This window comes from Cohnella sp. LGH (genome assembly GCF_017671885.1).
Classification (GTDB): Bacteria; Bacillota; Bacilli; order Paenibacillales; family Paenibacillaceae; genus Cohnella; species Cohnella phaseoli.
Genome location: NZ_CP072117.1, coordinates 236,628 through 252,597, shown reverse-complemented (window position 1 = coordinate 252,597; position 15,970 = coordinate 236,628). Strand labels below are relative to the sequence as shown.

Genomic DNA, 15,970 nt, shown 5'->3' with positions numbered 1-15,970 from the left:
AGCTGTTATTCATAGTAAGTGGCGGCCCCGGCCAGAATCGAACTGACATCTACCCTTTAGGAGAGGGTTGCTCTATCCGTTGAGCTACGGAGCCACAACGATAAATATTATAACATAAATTTTTATCGACACCACCATAGATTGATCCATTTTCTCAAAATGTGCAATGACGACGCAGGGATCTCCCCTACGCCGCCATTTTTCTACTGTGCACGAATATCTTGCTTATTCAGGTTTCGTTATAATCAGTCTTTGCGAGGTTAGCGCGCGAAGCACGATGACGGCAGCCTCGGACCGCGTGGCGGTCGCTTCGGGACGCAGCTTGCCTCCGCTGCCGCCCTGCAGCAATCCGTTCTGCACCGCATAGGCGATTTGCAGAGACGCCCAGTCCGACACGCGTTCGGAGTCCGCGAATCCGTTCAATATTGCTTGCACATTCAGCCTGATGTCCGGATCGACGCCAAGCACACGGAACAGCATAACCGCCATCTCCTCGCGCGTTACCGGATCGCTCGGACGGAAGCGTCCGCCCGCTCCTTTCACTATACCGGCTGCGGCCGCCCGGGAAACATACGGCGCATACCAAGCGTTTGGCGCCACATCTCCGAATTCCGAAGCTGAGCCCGTCGTAGCAGCGTCGCCGAGCAGCGGCATTAGCAGCTTCACGAACTCGGCTCGGGTGATACGGCCGTTTGGCCGGAAGGAACCATCCGGGTCGCCGCTGACGATGCCGCGCGCCGCCAGCGCTTCGACATCGGCGCGGCTCCAGTGATTCGCCAAATCGGCGAATGTCAGATCGGCAAGCAATACCGCGTAAGTGCCTGGCTCCTCGGTCGCAACGGTCACCGTACTTTCCGATCTGTCGACGATACCTCCGACATAGACCCACCGAGTCCGGTCGGCTTCGTCCTGACGGTACACGCCAAGCTTACGAATGTCCGCCCCGCGGAGCAGAGCCTCGTCGTACGCGATCGTCAGCTTGCCGGCGACGGTCAGTCGGCCGCTTTCCGGTTCAAGCTTCCATTCGTACGCCTTCGATACTAGCCGCAGATGACCCGGTGTTGGAGCAGGGGCATCGGCATATCTTGTCGCCGCGACTTGCTTCGCCGCCCTCGCCGCTCCGGCCGGCAGCCACAGCTTAAACGCTCCGTCGAAAAACTTCATTTCTGCGTCTGTCGTTCCAATGTCCGCGCGCTCCAGATCGACTTCGCCCGGATTGCTCGGGTTACCGGAGTTGCCTGAGCCGCCGGGACTGCCAGAGTTACCCGGACCGCCCGGATTGCTCGATCCGTTCCCGGCTTTCGTGGTGGCGTTCAGCGTCTGCGCCGGCGAAGCATTGCCGACGGAATCGACCGTCCAGATCGCGATCTCGTACGTCGTAGACGGCGACAGACCGCTGATCGTATAGCGCTCTACACCTTTCGCGACGGATACCGGCGCGGAGGCCGCAGTTTCTCCCTGCTTCGTCCACTTGATCATGACGTTCGCCAGATCGTTGCCGGTCGGGTCCATCCACACGAGGCCGATGCTGCTAGCCGCTGGCGTCGCCTCTTTTACCATTACCGGTCCCGGAGGAGTGAAATCGCGGGATGCCGGCTGTATTCCGGCCGTCGCGACCGCAATTGCCGTCTCGCTGAACCTGTCCCCTGCGCCGTAAGCGCGGACTGCCACTTCGTAGCTCGTATTGGCCTCCAGTCCTTCCAACACCGCATACGTCCCGACGTCCGGTAGCTCGACGAGCTTAGGCGCTCCGCTTGAGCCGGACTCCCGGTAAGCGACGACGAGACGGTTCAAATTCGAATCGTCCGGCAGCTTCCAAGCAAGGAGAGCGGAGCTGCTGTCGGCTTCCGCCTTCAACTCAACGACCGCAGCAGGTCCTGTTCCCTCATCCGTCACTTCGAACGTTTCCTCGTAAGGCTCGACAAGCGGAACTCCGGCGTAGCTCGTCAGTCCGCCATCGACGTAAATCCGATAGACGCCATTTGCCAGCGACACATCAGGCGTGAAGCGAATACGCTTAGAGTCCCCGTCGGTCACCGTACCTGCGACCGTCCACTCGCCCGCCACATCGCCGTCGTCATCGATCACGGCCAGTAGTTGACTCGATACCGCCTCGCCGTCCACATGACGGTCGAACACAATATCGACATAGGCGCCGCCAGAAGCCGCCTCGACTCTGACCGGCTTAGCCGGAAGCGTCGATACCAACGGAATGTTGACGTCGAAGTGCGGCGGCAGCACGATCAATTCCTCGCTCTCCGCCGGGAGATAACCTTCCTTCTCATACCGCACCTTCCATTTGCCTTCCGGCACATCCCATGCGTAACGGCCATTCGCATCCGTATACAGCGGATTGTCCTGTCCGTACCAATCCGAATCCCATACGTCCCAGCGTTCGGCTTCCTCGTTCCAACGAAGCGCCGTAGCTCTTACGCCCTCGATTCGGTTATCTTCGGATACTTCGTACACGTATCCGCTCGGATCGTAAATCCAATCTGGATCGGCAATCCTCCGCTTCGGCTTCGGCTCCGGCTTCTTGCAATAGCGGTTCTCATTCATAACATCGACTTCCAGGTCGTCGATCATTCCTTGCATTTGGGCGTCCAGCAGCTTGCCTGTCATATTGCTGACAAGGAACAGAGCGACAGTGCCGATGCCGAACGTAGCCGGGCCTGCGACCGCTCCGGCAACCAGAATTGCCGCTTTCGTCAGTTCGACTGCGATCAAATGATTTTTCAGATGATTGATACGATGCATATACACATCCTGCAGACGAGGATCGCAATTGAGCGCAATATAGTCCATCAGGCCTTCCAATCGGGAGAGCACGTCTCCGCTGCCGCGACCGTCATAGAGGGTCCAAGCGGAATCGATCGCTTTCCACGTATTCGTGCCCTGCTCCTTGCCGAAGAAGACGACGACACGCGTCGCGATCGCCCCGATCCCGCTGCTCAGCGCGCGCACTTCCGCGCCTTTGCCTTGGCTTGCGGAGTCGGGCGACTTTATCGCTGCGGCCGAATGCGCGTCGGCTCCGGTCGCCAACAGCGCCATCGCCTCGCCGATGTCCAATCCGCCTTGCAGCGCCGACTCTTGCAAATAACCGGTCATTTCAATTCGCAGCACTCCGTTGTTGAACGAAGGCGTCAGGTTCAGGCCATATACCGGAACCCCGGTCTCCTCCGCCAGTGCCAGATCGGCTGCCGTGGGCGTATAGGTCGTGCGCTCCAGCGAAGCCGTCAGCTTCATATCGACCTCGCTGTCGGCGCCGGGCAGCTTCCCTTCGTAAGTCATCGACTGGCGGGCTCCATCCGGACTGCGCTGCGACACAGTCAAATTACTCGTTGTCGCATCGCGGAAGGCTGGCGGCAGCGCCGCGCGAATTTCGGTCGACGGCGGCACCTGTCCGTTCCAGCTTGACGCCGCCTCCAGCGTACGGTAGTCGATGCCGATCAGGCCCGGCTTGTTTATCCCGTTCACTATGGCTGTATGGACGCCGTCTTTCAGCGAAGCCTCGACACGAGTGCCGCCGATATAGAATGCGACATCCCGAACCCGGTTCGGATGATTAAACTGCATCGTCAGCGTAAACGGCAAACCCGGCGCGAACACATACGGAAAACGAGGTTCGCTCTCCCGCGGGTCCAGCGTAATTTTGCGACCATCGCTTTGCTGCAGCGTAAAAGCGATCGGTTCGACGGCGGTTTCGTCGTACTCCACCGTTCGCGCCGCGCTGCTCCAGGATTTGTCGGCGAGGGACGCGACGGCAATCAATTGCCAGCGGTTAACGGTTTCGCCGTTCATCTCCGCTTTGACGCTCCAGCGACCGGCAGGCGTCGTCTCGGAAGCTCCGATCATCCGATCCCCGGCGTATACGACGACGCTGCTTCCGGCAGGCGCCGTTCCCGTTACTCGGAACATGCGGGAAGCGGTGCGCTCCGGAGCAACCAACGTCACCTGCGCAACGGCGGCGCTGGCGAAGCCAATTCTTTCCTCAACCTGTGCGCCTTTCCGAGTAAACGCCAAGATCGGCGATAGGTCCAGATTCTCTCCCGTCCATTCGTTCGGCAGCAGCAGCGAGTATTGCAGCGTTCCCCCTCTCTGCACGGGGATGTTGCCCAAATTAAGCGTATACTTGCCGTTCGTCTCTGTCGGTACAGCAGACTGCCCGTTCAGTACGACACTGCCGGGCACGAGCGCAGTTCCGGCCGGTATGTCCAGACGGACGGACGACGCGCCGGCTTGCTCAACACCTCTGTTGTGATAACCGATTCTGACCGTAACGCGTGTGCCGGGTACCGCATTGGAAGTGCCCAACAGCACATAGTTACCCGACTGACCGGAGAACGTGCCTGCCGGTTCAGGACTCAGTTCGCCCAGCTCGATCTCGTCGTTGACCGCCAGATCGAAGACGCGAATCGCCGTTCCTCGCGATTTGGCGAATTGAGCAATAAGCTCATACCTGCCTCCGCCCGGCAGGTCGATCGAGAAGCGACGATCGGACACCGTCTTTACTGCGCCCTGCATCTGGCGTCCGTTGTCGCTCAGTCTATACACGCTCAGCGTTGCCGGCGTTTCGGACAATTCTCCGTTCACATTGCTGACAAGACGCTTCAGCCTTATATCCGCTTCGACGCGCCGATCGTCGTCGATGACGACATCGACGCAGCCCGAATCAAATCCGCCTTCTACTCCGTTCGCGCATACAGTCACTTTATCGCCTATAGCCGCATAGACAAACAACGGATGAGCGACCGCCTTGTGGCCTGTCGTCGTCACACGGAAATGGATCAATTCGCGCCAATCCAGCTCATAGGGCCCGATCCAGGTTCCGGTTACATCTTGCGTATACAAATTCAGTTTGATAACCGCCGGTACCGGTTTGCTGAAGCGAAAATCATACCGCAGCGTTTGCCCGCTCTCCGTTCTCAGCTTCTGCCAGCCTCCGCCGGCCAATCCGTCGATTGACGCTTCCAATTGCACGTCCCCTGGCGGAACCGACAGCGAATATTCTCCGTTGTCGTCGGCAACGGTCTTAAAGCTGCTTCCTCGCGCAGAGACCTGCACCGTCGCTCCGCGCACCGGATTGCCTTCCGGATCGGTAATCTTGCCCGCGATCGCAGCGTCGGTGCGCAGTGGAACTCGGATCGCCTCGTGCTGGCTGCCTCCCTTGAGATCCAAGGTCAGCTCGATCGGAGCGTATACCGGATCGGACGGGGTGGCGACGATCTTTGCCTTTCTACCGGTCATCTGCCGGAAAGGCGCGAACGTTAACCATCCGTTCTGCAGCGTCGTACCGGCGGCTAACGTAAGCCCCGCTTCGTCGGAGACGACGACATGGACTCCCCCGAACGAACCTCTCTCGTGGGAAATAGCAAGCGACAAGCTGGCCGGTAGCATCGGCGCGACCTCGACGGTTTTCCGATCGCCCGCTCGCACGTCGAGGGAAGGCGGTCGGTCCGGGTTTTCGGCAAGCAAGTCGACCCCGCCTGCACCGATCAGCACGAACGTATAGTCGCCTGCCGGCGGCAATCCTCTGAGCTCAACCGTTGATCTGCCTCTCAATACAACCGATTGATTCACATGGACGACAGCGCTTCGTATCGTCAGAAAACCGTCTTCAGGAGCGACATTGCCCGCCACATCCACGATCGCCGTCGCGCCGACCGGGATCGGCTTCCGCAGCGCCTCCTTCTCAAGCACGCTCCCGTCTGCCGTCTCCAGCGCGCCTTTCAGCGACAGCAGCTCCGCGGCGAGTTCCGGTATTTCCAACTCGCCGCTATAGACGCCGGGAGCCGCATGGTCTTCTATCAGATTGACGCGTATGTTGCGCTGCACGCCATCGCTATCCGTATACTCGAGCTGCGCCGTTGCCGATTCGGGACCGACGCCCGGCTCCCCGGTCAATCGGAGGGAGATTTTCTCCTTCTGCCCGGCGTATTCGCGGAAGTACAACGGTGTCGTGTACGAGAACGAACCGAGACCTCCGGCGACAGTGATCGTCTTCTCCACCGAGAAAGGCGCGGCTGTGCCGCCCAAGAGGCGATGTACGACATACGTATAGGTCGTGCCGGCCTGCGCCGACTGATCCGTGTATGTACGCGTTGCCGAACTGATATTGTCGGCCAACGTCTCCCATTGGCCGTTCCCTTGCTTACGCACGACACGGAAGGCGTCGATGTCGCTGCCCGGAGCCGGGTCGCCCCATTCGAGCAAAATCTCCGAGCCCTGTGCAGTTAGCGCCAAATCCGCCAGCACGCTCTCCGGAAGCGAAGTACGCTGCAAATACAGTCCGGATTCGAAACGCTCGCTGCCGCGGACAAGGTTCATCATTGCGGACATGAAGACAGCGCGGGTGCCGTCTCCGCTTAACAAACCATTATACGAACTGGCCGTGATCTGCAAGGCCGGATCGTAAGGAACGCTGACTTTCGAAGCTTGCTGCGTATCTCGATCCCATAGGAACAAATCATTGTTGTTATCCGTATCACCTGGCACGATATGCTTGCCCGAGGAACCGAACAGCACGTAGCGCCCGTTGTCGCTCAAGCCGTAAGGCGCCATGGAGTCGAGCGTCATCGGACTGCCCGCAGGAATTTCGATCAACTGTGCCGGAGCGGTGCCGGCAGGCGCTTCCGTGTCGAACGCAAGAGTCTGGCTTGTAAAGTTGGTGCCGACCCTAACCGTCTTGCTGAACACAATGTAACGGCCGCTTGCATCCATATGAGGCAAACCGGCTGACACGTAGCGGCCTTCAATCAGTCCGCTGACCCAGACGAGGCGAGGCTGCTCCGGATTGCGCCTGTCATACCAATACACGTCGCTATCGCCATTCTTATCGTCGTCGACCAGATCCGTAAAGGTTTGGAACGTCATCACCTTGCCGTCCGCGCTGAGATCCAGCTCTGAGCCGCTAACGCGGGGGGACTGGCCGTTCGGCATGTACAACGGCGCCATCGCCCGGCTTCGGACATCGTAGGTTGCCGCATAGTCGCCCGTGCCGGAAGGAGGCGACTGAACGATATTGCGAGCGTTCGTGCTGAATACGATCGTGCTGCCATCAGCGCTGATGACCGGGTCCGAACTGTCGCCGTCCTGACCTTCGCTGCGTACCGGAACGGTCAGTCGAGTCAATGAAGTATCCCCCTGCTCATCATACACGCCGTTATCGTTCACATCCCGATCCAACAGGAATACGTCCCATTTGCCATTCGTATCCGGCGTATTCGCCAGCAAATTAGAGGCTCGCGAGCCGAACGCGATATACCGTCCGTCGCCGCTAATCGTGCCGAAGCTCGAATTGCCGTTACCCAGCTTGCCGTCGTCGCTGCGGCTGACGAGCATAACGCTCCCTAGCTCCGCATCGTACAGGTATAATTGGGTGGATGAACTATACGCATCGTATTGCTGGCGGTCATCCTCCGGAACGAGTCCGATCATGTTGGTCAAAAATAGCGTATATCGTCCGTCGTCGCTTACGTCGACAATACTGGGACTGTGCCCAGGCGCAGGCTGACCGGTTCCTCGCTGCACGTCGATCCTCACGACAGCCGGACCGTTCGGCAGTCGGCTTTGCGTCCAAGCGCCTTCGCCGCGGTTGCCGTCGCCATCTACAATGACAACCGAAAACTCGTAGAACGACCCGTTCTCCAAATTCGGCACCATCGCCGAAGTGACGTTCCTCGGGTAGAGAGGCGACTCATAGATGGCTCCGCCCGGCTTGCGCCAGCGCACCTTTGCGCCGAGGACATCAGGCTCCGACGAATATGTCCAAGAGACAAGCGCGCCTCCCAACTCCGGCGCTGCCGCTGCGTTCACAGCAGACGGAGGCATCGTCTCCCGAGCGGCCAGCGTCGTCGATATCGACTCCGCCGTCCATTCCGACCAGACGTAGCCGGACGTCCCCGCGGCCACGCGGTAGCGGTACGCCGTTCCCGGAGCTAGCCCGTCTGCGGCGAACGATGCGGACGCTGTAATTCCCGCCACCCGATCATCGATTAATACTTTATACCAGGCCGCTCCCGGCACATTCGGCCAGCTCAGCGCAATATACGTCCCGCCTGGCGCGGCTGTCACGGATGCTCCTGCCGGCCATTCCGGCGCTGCGGCATCCGTCTGCAAGGCAACGGCATACAAATCCCGGACGGCGTCCGCCTCAACCGTCTCCGTCATATTCGTCGCGCTCGTCTCGAATAGGACGGTCGACCCATCCGCGCTCAACACGGCTCGATCTACCGGCTGATCGGCATTGCCGCCGCCCGCCGTTCTGCTCGCCCACCTCGTCACGCCGGTCATCCGATCGCGGACATATACATCCGTTCTGCCGACGTCGGCAGGATCGTAAGCTCCGTCGGTATGGAACGCGACATAGCGACCGTCGGCGCTAATCGAAGGATCGTAAGCATCCACCGCAACCTGCTGGCCCTGGCTGTTCAGGCTGGCCAGCTCCGTTGTACCGTTCACGCGATCATAGACGTATACGTCCTGCACCTGCTGCGTATCCTGGGGAACGATATCGCTTGCCTTGGACAGATAGGCGACGTAGCGCCCATCCGCGCTGATGATCGGATAATAACTGTAATGATTGGCTCGTTGACCGGTCGTCGACCGGCTGATCATCTTCATCTCATCCAGCGCGGCATCGTACAAGTAGATTGCCCGGTCGTTGTTGCCGATTGTCGTCCGCGTATCGTCGGGCACGATCTTCGTACCGCGCGAATCGAAGGCAATAAAGCGGCCGTCGACGCTGATCGATACCCTCGCCCGGAATGTCTCGTAAATGTAGTTCTGACGGGCGACCCGCTTCAAAACATTCGCCCGCCGATCCAGCAGCCAGATATCGTGATCTCCGGTCGATCCGGGTTTGCCCGCATAAGCCACATAGCGGCCGTCGGCGCTAATCCCGTAGGAGCTGCCCGCACCAACGAACTCCGAACCCGAGACAACGGATGCGACCCGCTGTACGGAATCCGCAGCCGCGTCGTAGAGGAATAAGTCCTCAAGATTATTTGTATCGCCGCTCACGAGATTCGTGGCCTTCGACGTAAACAACACATACGATCCGTCGAAGCTGACATAGGGCGCATAGCTGTCGCCGTTTGACTGAATACCGCCTGCGCCGAAGCTGATTCGCTTTGTCGTGCCAATCTGGCGGTCGTAGAGGAATACATCCTGCTTGCCGTTCGTATCCCCCGTCACCAGGCTCGTGCCGGCCGACACAAACGCGACATAACGGCCGTCACCGCTCACCGACGCAGACGTGCTGTTGCCCGTTCCCGGCGCGCCTCCAATAGACCCGCTTATTTTGACCGGCAGGTCGTATACGGCATCCGTAACAGAGAAGCTTTCTTCCTCCCCATATGTAACGTTTTCAAGCAGCGTGCCATTCTCATCTTGCAGCTCTCCGCCCATCTGTCCGACCCATTCCACGAACGAAGCCAGCGTGTCGCTCTCCGGACGCTCCTGAGCAACGGCCAGTTGTTCGAAGCTGCTCATCAACAGCGACGCTGTAAGCAGCAAGGTGAACCCGTATTTGCGTATGCGCCGCCAATGCTGCTTCAAACGCGACGTCCCCCCGCTTGCCGCTGATCCAATCCTTGTTTCCCGAAATTTGCGCAACATTTGTCCCGCTCCTCCCCTTATCCGGCACAATGAACCGCCCTCGCCGGAACCGGATTGACTCGTGCGAGGGCTGCTCTTATCAGCGTAAGGGGGGCTCTGTCATCTCGTCTAGTGAGCGGCTGTCATCGGTTTTGTCATGGCAGTCATCTTTTTTGGCAAAAGGTCACCCTCCATTCAGTCAATGAACTCTCTCTTGTCCACACGCGCAAAAAAGGCCCCCTTGGAGCCAAAACGAAATTGCGCCGTTTTATTCAACGGTAGGTTCCCGGAGATCAGGAACCCAAAGATGCTTTGTAGGCCCGCGGACTTATCCACGTCAATTGGGAGAAAACACGCGTAAAATGACCGGTGGCGGGGATATCGTCCGGAGTCCGCTTCGTTATTCGGAACAAATCATGCGCTGGATCGAGGAGCATTTTGCCGAAGCGGTCAGCCTCGAACGAATCGCGGAGGAGATGCATCTGTCCAGGTTTTACGTGTCCCGCGTCTTCCGCGCAGAGACGGGGAGCAGCCTGTCCGATTATTTGGCGGCGAGAAGAATGCGCCGTTAGGATAACCAATCGATCGTTGCTATATAGAATGAACTTGAGCTTGGCGCAACAACTCCAAAAACCGCGCGTCGGCGCGGTTCTTCTTGAAAGCGATCGGCTTAAAGCACAGAGTTGTTCAATTGCTTCACGTAAGGGGCCGTGCCTGTCACGCTAACGTCGCGGAAGACGTTTCCAGCCAAGGTTAGGGAATCATTCTGGGTTAACCAGTAGCCGTTAACGGTCGTGTTCTCCAGATAACTGCCGACGACAACAGCTTTGTTCCCGTTATTGGCTTTGCCTATGACGGCATTCTCGAAGTGGCTGCCTGTTACCGCGACGTTGCCCTCTAGAACGGCGCCGAGACGGTGGAATCGGCAGCCCTGCACAGTGATTTTGCGTGGATAAGTGGCCATATTGGATCCGAATTGAATGTCCGAGGCGCCGAGCATCGTGCTCTTGGCCCGCATGAACTGACTGTTCGCAACATGCGTCCCCTCAAAGCGCGCCGAGCCCTCGATTAGCGTCAAGCCTTCGATCGTATTCGGGCGTCCGGCATAATTTTGCGGAACGAGCACGGATACGTCATAGTTTTTCACCGTAATGTTGCGCATGACCGCCCCCGTCGCCAATAAGCTGAACTTCGGAGTCAGAGCGTTGTCCGGTCGCCAGTCCCGCTCCACCGTCACGTTGGAGATATAACAGCGCCCGTAATTATAGCGGCCGATATTAAATCCGGGTTCCCCCGCGTCGGTAATGACTACCGGCGTACCTCCCATTGTCTCCGATACCTGGAAGCTCGTAGAGGTTATGTTGACCGTGTAGTACAGCTTGTCCGCGCTCATCCCCGCGGGGACTCTGCCTGCCCACTGCTCGAAGCAGATTTGCGCCCCGTTCCCCATTCCGTGGGCGGACGCATAGGTGAATGTCCCTGTCGACACGTTGACGGCAGGCGTCCCGAGATAGCCGTACACGCTGGACCCGTAAAAGCTGCCGTCTTTGATCTGAACGTTCTGCACGATGGCGCCGCGAACATCGAGCAGCTTCAAATTGCCTCTGTAGAATACGCCCCCATTGACGAAATGATCCCCTTGTACCCACAACTCGCACTCGATAAACGTGTTGTTGAGGTACTGGATAAACCGATAGTTCGGATACGAACTGACGCCTCCGACATTGTAGCCTTCGAACGTATTGTTCTCCAACGTCACGTGATAGCCGTCGCAGTTGACGAAGTGGCCTTTATAATTATTGTGAATATGGTTGCTGGAAATGGATATGCGATAGTTCAGCTCCAGACCGAGCGGCTGGTCAGGCGTCCTATAAGGAATGTTGCTCTCTCCGACCATCGATTCCACGTCGATGCCGAACATCGGAGCCGTTCCGTTGCGGAAATCACTCGTCACGCCGTCCTCGGCCAGTCCGATATGATGGATCTCGTTGTTGTAAACATAGACGTCATTCGATCCGCAAAGGGATATCCCCTGTCTCCGGCAATGGTGAATATCGCAATTGCGGACTGTAATGTGTTGGCCCATTTCTTCCTGGGTGTAGTCGTTCGGATCGGCATGGTATTGCTTGGTGCCGACCATGATACCATCTCCCGTGCATGCATGGATTTCGACATCTTCAATTAAAATATGGTTGGCTCCGTACAGTCCTATCCCATGTCCGCCTTCGTGGGTATAGTAGGAGTTGTCCACCTTCATGCTCAAAGCCGCAATGTCCGAATCGCTCAATCCCAGCCCCGTAATATTAATGGCGAAAACCATTTTGTTGTTGGCGCTCACATCGGGATTCAGGAACCAGCCCCTCCCAGTTGGTGCGCCTGGCGCAAACTGCCCGTTGTTCCTGTAGTCGACGAACGTGGCGCTCGATACCATGTCCTTGTACTGATAGAAATAATAGCCGGGCACTGCCAAACCGTTCGTGTTCCATAACCTAAAGGTCGACAGCAATCCGGGATGCGCGTACCGATCCAGCACTTCGCTGCGAATCCAGTTCGGATCGTTGTTTAAGGAGCCGTCCGGATTCAAGCCTCCGCGTTCGAATCCGACGTATATTTCGTATACATGCGTCTCCTTGTCTCCTACGATCTTCCCCCCGGTAATTTTACAGTCGTAAACCCCCTTCAACTGAAAGACGTTATAGTTCGGCGAAGAATTGCCTTCCATCTCGATAACGCAGTCTTCCGCCATCTCGAAGTGTAGACCGTTAGGGATCCTAATCGCCGAAAAATTCGTCGGGTCCAGCTTCACCATATAGCGTCCCCCGGCGAGCACCACGTGATTGTACCCTTCCCCCATCGCCCATCCGATAGCATCGTTGATTCCCGCAGTCGTCTCCGCCGCATGGGTCCCGTCATTGTAAATTCCGAACTCCGTCAAATCAATCCGATACGATGCGCTTCTTTCTTGTGACACTATCAATCACCCCCATAGATGTGCGAGCTCTATTACTGCTCGTAGGACATGCTATGAGAGCTTGTCTTCTTCCGTTCATGAAATCCATGAAAGCCGATTAATGCTGCGCAAAGCTTGCTTGTAATTCTAAGTGTCAAGAAACGCAAGGAGGCCCCTCGCATCATTGGCGAGGAGCCTCTAATTTTTCTATCTCTATAACTTATAATTCTTCTTCGAATCCGCCGAACATGCCGCCCATTTCAGCTTGAACTTCTTCCATGGTCACAACTTCTTCGGCTTTCGGTTCGCCGATTTCAAACTTCGGCTCCTCGTTAATGCCCGTCGTCTGGGAGACGATTTTGATCGCTACGCTGCCCGTCAGCTCTTCCGATTCAATCGCAGCGCTGATTTTAGCGTCCGTGTAGATCGGATAGTCCTTCTTATCTATTCCGAAGTTTGCGGTAATATCCAGCTTCTTCAGCTCTTTTTTGATTTCGTCAATCGTCTTGGATACTTCGCCGCTCTTCACTTCTTCAAGAGTTTTCTTCATCTCGTCAAGATCTTCCTGCTTCAGCTGCATCATATCGCGATATTCCGCATTCGTCGACAGGAGCTCGAAGATTTCCGGAGCGATCTTCTCGACCACGGCATTCACGAAGCCTTCCAGTTGGGATTGATCCATGTGGAATTGAACGACTTGAGATGCGTTAACGTCGGAAGGCAGAGCTGCGTCCTTCACCTTAATCGACTTCAGGTAAGTCTTTTCGTCCAGGTGCTTGAACAAGATTCCCATGACGTCGTTCGAGAATTTCTGAGACTTAGCCATGTCCATGTTAGGCAGCGGTTGGCCGGATTCTTTGGCCAGCTCTTCCAGGTCGAGCTCGACGAACTTATCCTTAACTGTTTCCGGAATCGGCAGCATCGGAATGTTCGGGATTTTAACCCAAATCTTCTTCTCCGTCATAACGACCGGAACGTTGAAGGTGATCGCCAGATCGCCTTTTAGAGCCAATTGAAGATTCATTTCCATCATCATCGGATCGGCGCGGTATGCACCTGTCCAGGACAGCTCCGCACTCTTCATCAGATTCAGCACGGCTGCCGCCTCTGCTGCGCTATCGCCTTCCGCAGGGAAGTTGAAATCTTCGAAGACCATGCTGCCTTTGAAGTTGTAGGATTTAATATCCGCCGATTTGGACATAGAAGCCTGCAGTGCGTCTTTCGGAGATTTATCTTTAGTACATCCGCCGAGCACCAGGGCAACCGTCATCAGCAGCGCAACAATTGCAAATCCAAATTTACGCTTGAACAAAATACAAAAACCCCTTCCAATTCATCTAAGATTCAGAAAATCGCACAAAGTTCATTGTAACTTATTTCCGTTCATGGGGAAAGACTTTCAACCCTAAATTTTTGTTAAAACTACGAAGGATTCACAAGCGCTGTTAATGAATGTCTTTCTTCTTGAACCTTCCGCCCTTCACATCGTGAATGTTGCCCACAGCCAGGAACGCGGAAGGATCCATCTCCCCGACGATCGTCTTCAGCTTCGCTTCTTCCAGACGGTTGATTACGCAGAAGATTACCTTTTTCGAGTCGCCTGTGTAGCCTCCCTCGCCATGCAGATAAGTAACTCCGCGTCCAAGACGGGCAGTGATGGCGTCCCCGATCTCCTTATGCTGATCGCTAATAATCCAGCAGGATTTCGACTCATCGAAGCCTTCGATCGTAAGATCAATCACCTTAAACGCAATATAATAAGCAATCATGGAGAACATCGCCCGATCCCAACTATAGACGAAGCCCGCACTGCTAAGGATGAAGAGATTGATGAACATAACGACTTGCCCTACGGAAAAAGGAGATTTGCGGTTGAGCAGAATGGCGATGATTTCGGTACCGTCCAGCGATCCCCCTGCCCGGATGACAATCCCTGTTCCCGCTCCGAGGAAGATTCCTCCGAACACAGCCGCTAGCAAAATATCGTCGGTGAAAGGAGAAACGGGATGCAACAAAGCCGTAGATATGGATAATACCCCTACTCCGAGAAGGGTAGATAATGCAAAGGTTTTGCCTATCGTTCGATAACCGAGAATGAGAAAAGGAAGGTTGAGGATAAAGAGGAAAACTCCGATTGGGATGCCGCTTAAGTAGGAGGACATAATGGAGATGCCCGTGATGCCGCCGTCAATGATCGAGTTGTTAACGAGGAAGATTTCCAAAGCTATGCCTACCAGAATCGCTCCGACTATGATTAAGACAGTACGCCGGACAATTTCCAGCGGGGTTTGCTTGTGATGTTGAATCGGTTTTGCCTTATTCACAGAGGTTGGCGCTTCCAAAGATGTTGCTGCATCGGACATATAACAAGTTCCTCCTTCGGACTTCATGAGTCTATTATACCAATCCATATACTAGGGGTAAACCTGACAGAACAATAGAAATCCGCGATACGGCTTCTCTTTTATATACAAAAATAAAAAATCCCGGCGTTGTGCCGGGACTTGCGGTACATGGGAGGCCCGATTAGCCTTCCGCGTTATTATGTCGAGTGTGATTGCGGTTTTTGACTTTCTTCGAGCCGGATAGAGGTTTATTGGGCTGATGGTCCACGACGGAATTCCGGGCGCTATGATCCTCATCGGGCTGAGGTACGGATTGCGACTTCGGTTTGCTCATGGCGTTGAAGCCTCCTCTTCTCGTTACAGATGCTCCAGATCGGTCGATTTATCGTGATTGAGCGCATCTTGGTGTCTTCGATCATTTTTCTTCTGCTGATTCTGTTGTGCCTGATGAGAATTGACCGGGCTATTCTCCAGTTCATTCACCACGTTGCTCAAATTTTTGTCCGCCATCTTCCTCGCCCTTTCTACGCATGGGTAAAATGATGCAGCGCTTGCGCGGTTTCGTGCAGGTGTCTGCGATAATCTCCGATCAGCTCTTGAATCTGCTCCGGACGTTCGTCAACCGTCTGACCGTCCTTCTCCACATCCTTGAGTTGAATGTCGATTTCCCGGCTGTCGACGTATTGAACCGCAAAATCAAACTCCATCATCTGCCGTCCTGCCGTCTTAATATGAACATGGAAGGTACGGGGATCGGCTCCGTCCGAGTAAATTTCGGCCGTGTCTCCCGGGGCCAGTCGCTCGGGGAGCGTTTTTTTCCAAGCTTCAACCAAATCCTCTTGGGGTACGGACAGTTCATCGTTGCTTGACATCATGAACACCTCCACTTCCATTAGGTTGGCTCCTTAGCGGTTTCTTATTCTTAACTTCGGGTAAAAAATAAAAACGCCTCCTCCCACTGCCCCATATTAAGGATAACCGGGCAAATTGCCTGTTCTTGAGGTTGATAACTTTCCGATGCGTCGTAAAGGGGGCTTGTCCTTTCGTAAAGTTGTAATGAATGTATCCAAAACAAACT

The 15,970-nt window shown here is 55.9% G+C and carries 8 protein-coding genes and 1 tRNA gene; 1 reads left to right on the top strand and 8 read right to left on the bottom strand.

The annotated features are described in order from the left end of the window. Positions 1–19 precede the first annotated feature (19 nt). Positions 20–94, bottom strand: a tRNA-Arg gene (locus J4772_RS00975). A gap of 131 nt (positions 95–225) precedes the next feature. Continuing rightward, on the bottom strand, positions 226–9,618 hold the full coding sequence (locus J4772_RS00970) for an S-layer homology domain-containing protein (protein ID WP_209073790.1): 9,393 nt from the start codon (positions 9,616–9,618) through the stop codon (positions 226–228). 341 nt (positions 9,619–9,959) lie between these two features. On the opposite strand from J4772_RS00970, the gene J4772_RS00965 reads away from it, so the two are divergent. Beyond that, on the top strand, positions 9,960–10,169 hold the full coding sequence (locus J4772_RS00965; RefSeq protein ID WP_209073789.1) for an AraC family transcriptional regulator: 210 nt from the start codon (positions 9,960–9,962) through the stop codon (positions 10,167–10,169). Between the two features lie 98 nt (positions 10,170–10,267). Here the strand turns inward: J4772_RS00965 and J4772_RS00960 are convergent, their stop codons facing one another. The 6 genes from J4772_RS00960 to J4772_RS00935 form a co-directional block, all read right to left on the bottom strand. Next, on the bottom strand, positions 10,268–12,568 hold the full coding sequence (locus J4772_RS00960; protein WP_209073788.1) for a right-handed parallel beta-helix repeat-containing protein: 2,301 nt from the start codon (positions 12,566–12,568) through the stop codon (positions 10,268–10,270). A gap of 199 nt (positions 12,569–12,767) precedes the next feature. After that, complete coding sequence (locus J4772_RS00955; protein ID WP_209073787.1) at positions 12,768–13,859, bottom strand: hypothetical protein; 1,092 nt, start codon at positions 13,857–13,859, stop codon at positions 12,768–12,770. Positions 13,860–13,992: 133 nt separating this feature from the next. Then, positions 13,993–14,910 (bottom strand): YitT family protein, encoded by a 918-nt coding sequence (locus J4772_RS00950; protein ID WP_209073786.1) that lies wholly within the window; start codon positions 14,908–14,910, stop codon positions 13,993–13,995. A 163-nt stretch (positions 14,911–15,073) separates the two neighbouring features. After that, positions 15,074–15,226, bottom strand: coding sequence for a small acid-soluble spore protein P (locus J4772_RS00945; RefSeq protein WP_116062438.1), 153 nt, complete (start codon positions 15,224–15,226; stop codon positions 15,074–15,076). Between the two features lie 23 nt (positions 15,227–15,249). After that, positions 15,250–15,402: a hypothetical protein gene (locus J4772_RS00940; RefSeq protein WP_209073785.1), complete on the bottom strand. Its 153-nt coding sequence runs from the start codon at positions 15,400–15,402 to the stop codon at positions 15,250–15,252. Between the two features lie 14 nt (positions 15,403–15,416). Continuing rightward, entirely contained in the window at positions 15,417–15,785 is a 369-nt protein-coding gene (locus tag J4772_RS00935) for a baseplate J/gp47 family protein (RefSeq protein ID WP_371822814.1), read from the bottom strand. Between the last annotated feature and the right edge of the window lie 185 nt (positions 15,786–15,970).